This window comes from Streptomyces sp. CLV115 (genome assembly GCF_038448545.1).
Classification (GTDB): Bacteria; Actinomycetota; Actinomycetes; order Streptomycetales; family Streptomycetaceae; genus Streptomyces; species Streptomyces sanglieri.
Map to the genome: position 1 here is coordinate 1 of NZ_JBCEWQ010000264.1, position 6,051 is coordinate 6,051.

3 protein-coding genes and 1 pseudogene are annotated in these 6,051 nt (G+C 71.4%); 2 read left to right on the top strand and 2 right to left on the bottom strand.

Annotation, left to right across the window (positions count from 1 at the left end):
- Positions 1-181: 181 nt before the first annotated feature.
- Positions 182-664: a DUF456 domain-containing protein gene (locus AADR41_RS40665; RefSeq protein ID WP_342287369.1), complete on the bottom strand. Its 483-nt coding sequence runs from the start codon at positions 662-664 to the stop codon at positions 182-184.
- A 129-nt stretch (positions 665-793) separates the two neighbouring features.
- Complete coding sequence (locus AADR41_RS40670) at positions 794-1,783, bottom strand: helix-turn-helix transcriptional regulator (RefSeq protein ID WP_342287370.1); 990 nt, start codon at positions 1,781-1,783, stop codon at positions 794-796.
- Between the two features lie 210 nt (positions 1,784-1,993).
- Between AADR41_RS40670 and AADR41_RS40675 the strand changes: the two genes are divergently transcribed.
- The gene (locus AADR41_RS40675; RefSeq protein WP_342287372.1) at positions 1,994-5,761 is read left to right on the top strand and encodes a S8 family peptidase; all 3,768 of its coding nucleotides are present in this window, start codon (positions 1,994-1,996) and stop codon (positions 5,759-5,761) included.
- Positions 5,762-5,888: 127 nt separating this feature from the next.
- Positions 5,889-6,051, top strand: a pseudogene (locus AADR41_RS43075) (protein phosphatase 2C domain-containing protein); the annotation flags it as partial.

The window sequence follows — 6,051 nt, forward strand, 5'->3', positions numbered from 1 at the left end:
GTCCGGTGCTGTGGGCAAGGCTTCTCCTGGCGACTCGTACGCAGGCGCTTCAATTCATCCGAGCTATACCTTCAGGGAAGGTAGGCGCGGGCCATTGTTCCGTCAATGGAGCAGGAGAGATCCGATGTGTTTCCGGGTATCTGGACACCGTCCAGCCAGATGTCACAAGGGTGGGAGGTGATCAGCCCCAGATCACCGCGCCGAGCCAGGCTCCCGTCACCAGCAGACACGCGAAGAGCTCGACGAGTACCGACCAGCCGGTCGCCCGCATCACCGAGCGCACCGATGTCCACCCCGCCCCGTGACTGCCGAGCCGCAGCCGCTCCGCCCCGTAGACGGTCCCCACGTAACCGGCGACCGCCCCGATCACCGGCACCACGAAGAAGCCCACGATCGCGCCGATCCCGCCGAGCGTCAGGGTCTTGCGCGGCGCCCCCGTCTCGTGCGGGCGGCGCGGTGGCAGCAGCGGCTTCAGCGCCTGGTTCAGCAGCAGCAGCGCGGTGGCGCCGATGAGAACGCCCCAGGCGACCGGCGTCATGTCGGTCAGCGCCCACCACAGCACGGCGGCCCAGACGATCGCCTGCCCGGGCACCCCCGGCACCAGTACGCCCAGCAGGCCGAGGAGCATGACGAGCCCGACGGCGACGAGTTGCCACACACTCATCTCACCAGCCTGCCGGAGTCCGGCCGGTCCCGCCCGTCAGCGCACCCCGGGGACGGCGGCCGTCGGTGCAGCTCAGGGCTTGTGTCGGAGCAGTAGCGGTGCGCAGTCGCGGCGACTGTGCCGGACCGTTCAGATCCGTGGGGTGCGGGCCACCCAGCCCCGCTCGTAGGCGTGCCAGCCCAGCTGCAGCCGGGTCGACACGCCGGTCAGCTCCATCAGGCCCTTCACCCGTCGCTGTACCGTCCGCAGCCCCAGCTCCAGCTGCTTCGCCACGCTCGCGTCCGTCAGCCCGGCCAGCAGCAGCGACAGGATCTCCAGATCCGTCGGATCGGGCCCCGTCGCCTCGTCCTGGGGTCGGTCGCCCTCGCCCAGCCTGAGCGGCATCGCCTCGCGCCACACCGCCTCGAAGAGCCCCATCAGCGACTCCAGCAGCCCGGAGGCATGGACCACCAGGGCGGCGGGCTCGGCGCCGCGCCCGGTCAGCGGCACCATCGCCAGCGAGCCGTCGGCGACGACCAGCTTGGTCGGCACCCGGTCGATCACCCGGCACTGCTCGTCCCGGCTCAGCGCCGCCGACAGCTCCGTGATCCCGGACGGCAGCGAGAGCAGCTCGCGCTCGACCACCACCCGGTAGGACACCCCGCGCGTCGCGGCCTGCTCCTCCGCCTCGTTCTCCATCCCGCTGACGGCGATCGGCTTCCCGGTGACCAGGGCGCACACCTCGCTCGTCGCGCCGAGCTGCAACTGGTGGAAGCGGTGCGAGACCGCGCTCGCCCCGGTCACCACCTCGACCAGATCGTGCACGGCCGGTTCGGCGGCCTCCGCCCGGTACTCCTCGGCGAGCAACGCCGCCGCCAGCTCCGCCTGCTCCAGCTCATGACGCTGCTGGGTCAGCAGCGCCCCGAGCGCCACACCGGGGGGAGCCGCCACCCAGCGCCCCGTGCGCGCCGACGCCTGCGCGGCCAGACCGTGCTGCTCCAGCCTGCGCAGGGCCCGCTCGGTGTCCGGCTCCGGAAGCGCCAGCCGGTGCGCGAGATCGGCGACCTCCGCCGCCCCCACCGCCACGAGCGCTCGGTACGCCGACTCCTGTATCTCGTCGAGCCCTATGGCTCCCAGCATCCCCGGACCCCTCCCGGACGCAGTGATTCCGCACGATGTCGCTGTCGCCGGGCGTCCGGCCATGGCGGAAAGCGGCCACGGCGTAAACCCGCCGTGTACATCATCCCTTTATCGCTCGTCGCTCTGCCAATGTGGCGCCACCGAAGTACCAACAACCTCCGGAAGACTGCGGTTTGCGCGGATTGGTTCCGGATTCACTTGGGGAGAGCGATGCGTCCGATATCGCGCACGGCACTGGGGGCGGCCACCGCCGCCGTCCTGGCCGTCACCGCGATCGCACCGTCCGCGGCACAGCCGCAGGACGGAGCGACGGGGAAGAGAGCACTGACCGGCAGCGCCGCCGCCGACGCCAAGCAGGCCGAGCCCGTCACCGTGACGCTGGTCACCGGCGACAAGGTCCTGGTGAGCACGGACAGTTCGGGGGCCGCGTCGGTCACCGCACTGCCCCGCGAGGACGGGACCGTGCCCCTCCTCCAGACCAGGCAGTCCGGCAAGAACCTCTATGCCTACCCCGACACCGCCGTCGCCGCGCTGGCCGCGGGCAAGGTGGACGAGGAACTCTTCAACGTCACCGGCCTCATCCGGCAGGGCTACGACGACGCGCACACCAAGTCGATGCCCCTGATCGCGGTCTACGGCAAGGGCCAGGCCCGCGCCTCGCTCGCCGCCCCGCGCGGCGCGAAGCGCGGACTCGCGCTCGACGCCATCGACGGCGTCGCGCTCAAGGCGGACAAGGAGAAGGCCGCCGACTTCTGGGCGGACGTCACCAACACCCGTTCCCGCTCCGCCTCCGGCGTGAAGAAGCTCTGGCTCGACCGCAAGGTTCGGGCCACCCTCGACAAGTCGACCAAGCAGATCGGCGCCGACCTCGCCTGGGCCGCCGGATACGACGGCAAGGGCACCAAGGTCGCCGTCCTGGACACCGGTGTCGACGCCGAACACCCCGACCTCAAGGGCCGGGTCGCCGCCTCGGAGAACTTCACCGACTCCGACTCCACCGACGACCGGCAGGGCCACGGCACCCACACCATCTCCACCGTCGGCGGCACCGGCGCGGCCAGCGGAGGCAAGAAGAAGGGCGTCGCCCCCGGCGCCGACCTGCTCGCGGGCAAGGTCCTCAACGACAGCGGCTCCGGCGCCGAGTCCTGGATCATCGCCGGCATGCAGTGGGCCGTCGACCAGAAGGCCGACGTCGTCTCCATGAGCCTGGGCAGCCAGGAACCGACCGACTGCACCGACCCGATGAGTGTCGCCGCCGAGGAACTCGCGCAGAACAAGGGCACCTTGTTCGTGATCGCGGCCGGCAACGCGGGCCCGACGCTGAACACCGTCTCCTCGCCCGGCTGCGCCCCCAGCGTGCTGACCGTCGGCGCCGTCGACCGCGACGACACCACGGCCCAGTTCTCCAGCCGCGGCCCCGCGATCGGATCGCACACCCTCAAGCCCGAGATCGCCGCCCCCGGCGTCGCGATCTCGGCCGCCGCGGCCGGCGGCCGCGGCATCTACGCGTACCAGTCGATGTCCGGTACGTCGATGGCCACCCCGCATGTCGCGGGCGCCGCGGCCATCGTGAAGCAGCGCCACCCGGACTGGACCGCCCAGCAGATCAAGGCGGCCCTGGTGTCGTCCGCGAAGAGCGACATCCCCGGTGACGTACGCGAGACGGGCGGTGGCCGCCTCGACGTCAAGGCCGCCATCGACACCACTGTCGTCGGCGCGCCCGCCGTCCAGGGCGGCACCTTCAACTGGCCGCAGGACCGCACCGACCGCACCACGGTCGACCTCCCGTACACCAACTCCGGCACCGAGCCGGTCAAGCTCTCGCTGAGCGTCCGGGGCGTCACCGGGAACGACGGCTCGGCCGTCCGCTCCTCCGTCGCCAGGCTCGACGCCCGCACCGTCACCGTGCCGGCCGGGGCCACCGTCAAGGTTCCGCTGCAGATCGACCCGACGGCGAAGCTGAAGGCCGCCCAGTACGGCGATGTCACCGGACGGGTGCTGGCCACCGGCCCCGGCGGCGCCAAGGTCTCCACTCCGTTCTCGCTGTACGTCGGAGCCGAGACCGTCACCCTGCGGGTCAAGCTCGTCGACCGCACCGGCAGGCCCGCCGCCGGCGCCTCCTCGCTGGACGTCATCGGCACCGACACCTCCAGCGGCGAGCGCCGCTTCAACGACGGCGCGACCGACCAGGTCTACCAGGTGCGCCCCGGCGCGTACTTCGTGTCCAGCTTCGTCGCCTCGCCCGACCCGGCGGACGCCACCGGCAACATGGCGGAGTCCCTCGCCTACCTCGCGCGGCCGCAGCTGAACGTCACCAAGGACACCACCCTGGTCCTGGACGCCCGCAAGGCCCACCGGATCCAGGTGAAGACCGAGGACCGCACCACCGAGAACCGTTCCACCACGCTGGCGTTCGGCCGCAGCTGGGACGACGTCTGGCTGCACTCGGGCTCCGTCACCGCCGGTTCCGACATCAAGAACTACCTGGCCGACGTGCAGGGCAGGGCGAGCGACGGCGACTTCGAGTTCGACAGCTTCTGGCGCGCCTACGCCCCGCAGATCGACAGGCTCTCGGTCGTCGGCGGCGCCGAACTGCACCCGAAGGCGGCCGGCAACGGCTCCGTCAACCTCGACGGCACGGGCGAGGCCGCACTCGTCGACGCCGGAACCGGCACCCCCGACGAGCTGAAGGCCGCGGGCGTCGCCGGAAGGATCGCCCTGGTCGAGGTCGGTGACGACGACAACAACCTGTACGCCCTGACGCGCGACGCGAAGGCCGCGGGCGCGAAGGCCGTCATCGCCCACCGCCCCTCCGCGGGACCGTGGCACCCGACCGTCGGCTACGCCCAGGCGGCACTGCCCGCGCTCGGCATCGAGGCGGACGAGGCCGCCGCGCTGAAGGCCGCCCTGGCCGACGGCCCGGTCACGCTGCGCTGGAAGGCCACCGCGGTCAGCCCGTTCGTCTACAACCTCGCGTTCCCCGAGACCGGCCCGATCACCTCGGACCGGACCTACAAGGTCCGCGACACCAAGCTCGGCAAGGTCACGGCCGGCTACGAGGCGATGGGCGTCGCCGCCGACTACGTCGACACGATGATCATCAACCGCCCGTACGGCGGTGTCTTCTCCGCGGCCAGTGACGTCGTCGCCGCCCCCGGCAAGCGCACCGAGTACTACTCGGCGGGCGACACCGCCTGGGTGCGATACCTCTCCTCCAGCTTCCCCTGGGGCGAGCTGATGACCGACCAGCCGCGCACCTACACGGCGGGCTCGAAGCGCACGGAGAACTGGTACCGGGGCATCCCGGCCCCGGCCGCCCCGCGCGACGCCGCCGGCAGGCTCCAGCTCGCCGCCGAGCGTCAGGACAACCTGATCGGCGTCGCCCCGGGCTTCTGGAGCGACAGCGAGCACGCCGGACTCCAGGGCTCCTTCGGCGACGTCGGCAACCTGAGCCTGAGCAGCGGTGGCAAGTTGATCGGCGAGACCGGCTGGCCGTCCGGGGTGTTCACCGTCCCGGCGGAGGACGCCGCGTACGAACTCACCATGAGGACCTCCCGGTTCGGACAGCCCGCCGCCGTGTGGAAGCGGTCCACCAGCACCGAGACCACCTGGAAGTTCCGTTCGAAGCGGGACGAGAACGTCTACTCCCAGGGGATCCCGCTGCTCTTCCCGGGCTACGACCTGGACACGGACGGGCTCAAGACCCTCGCGGCGAAGGACGGTCAGAAGATCGGCCTGAGCGTCAGCGGCCACGCCGGCTACACGCCCGGCAAGCTGGTCGCCGCCAAGGTCTCGTACTCGTACGACGGTGGCGAGACCTGGAACGAAGCCACCACCGCACAGCAGGGCGGCCGTTGGACCGCGACCGTGAACCACGCGGGCGCGGCCGGCAAGCCGGTCACCCTGAAGACCGAACTGACGGACGCCAACGGCAACTCCGTCATCCAGACCGTGAACGACGCGTACGCCGTGCGTTGATCACCGACTGACCGGTCCGCCGGGCGTCCTTCCCGTGGGGGGTGGGGCCGCCCGGCGGACCCATGTTCGCGGTCACTATTTCCGGATGACCCGTTTTCGTACGGCCCTCGCGGTCGACAATAAGGGCATGAGTCAGCAGGGGGAGAAGCCCGCCGCCAACGAGGACGACTGGTGGCGCAGGCTGTACGACGAGAACGCCCGGGACACCGGGACGAGCGACGCGCCCGACAGCCTCGACGACCGCTTCGACTCGGCGTCGGACGCGGTGAGGCCGGGCGGGGCCGGCAAGC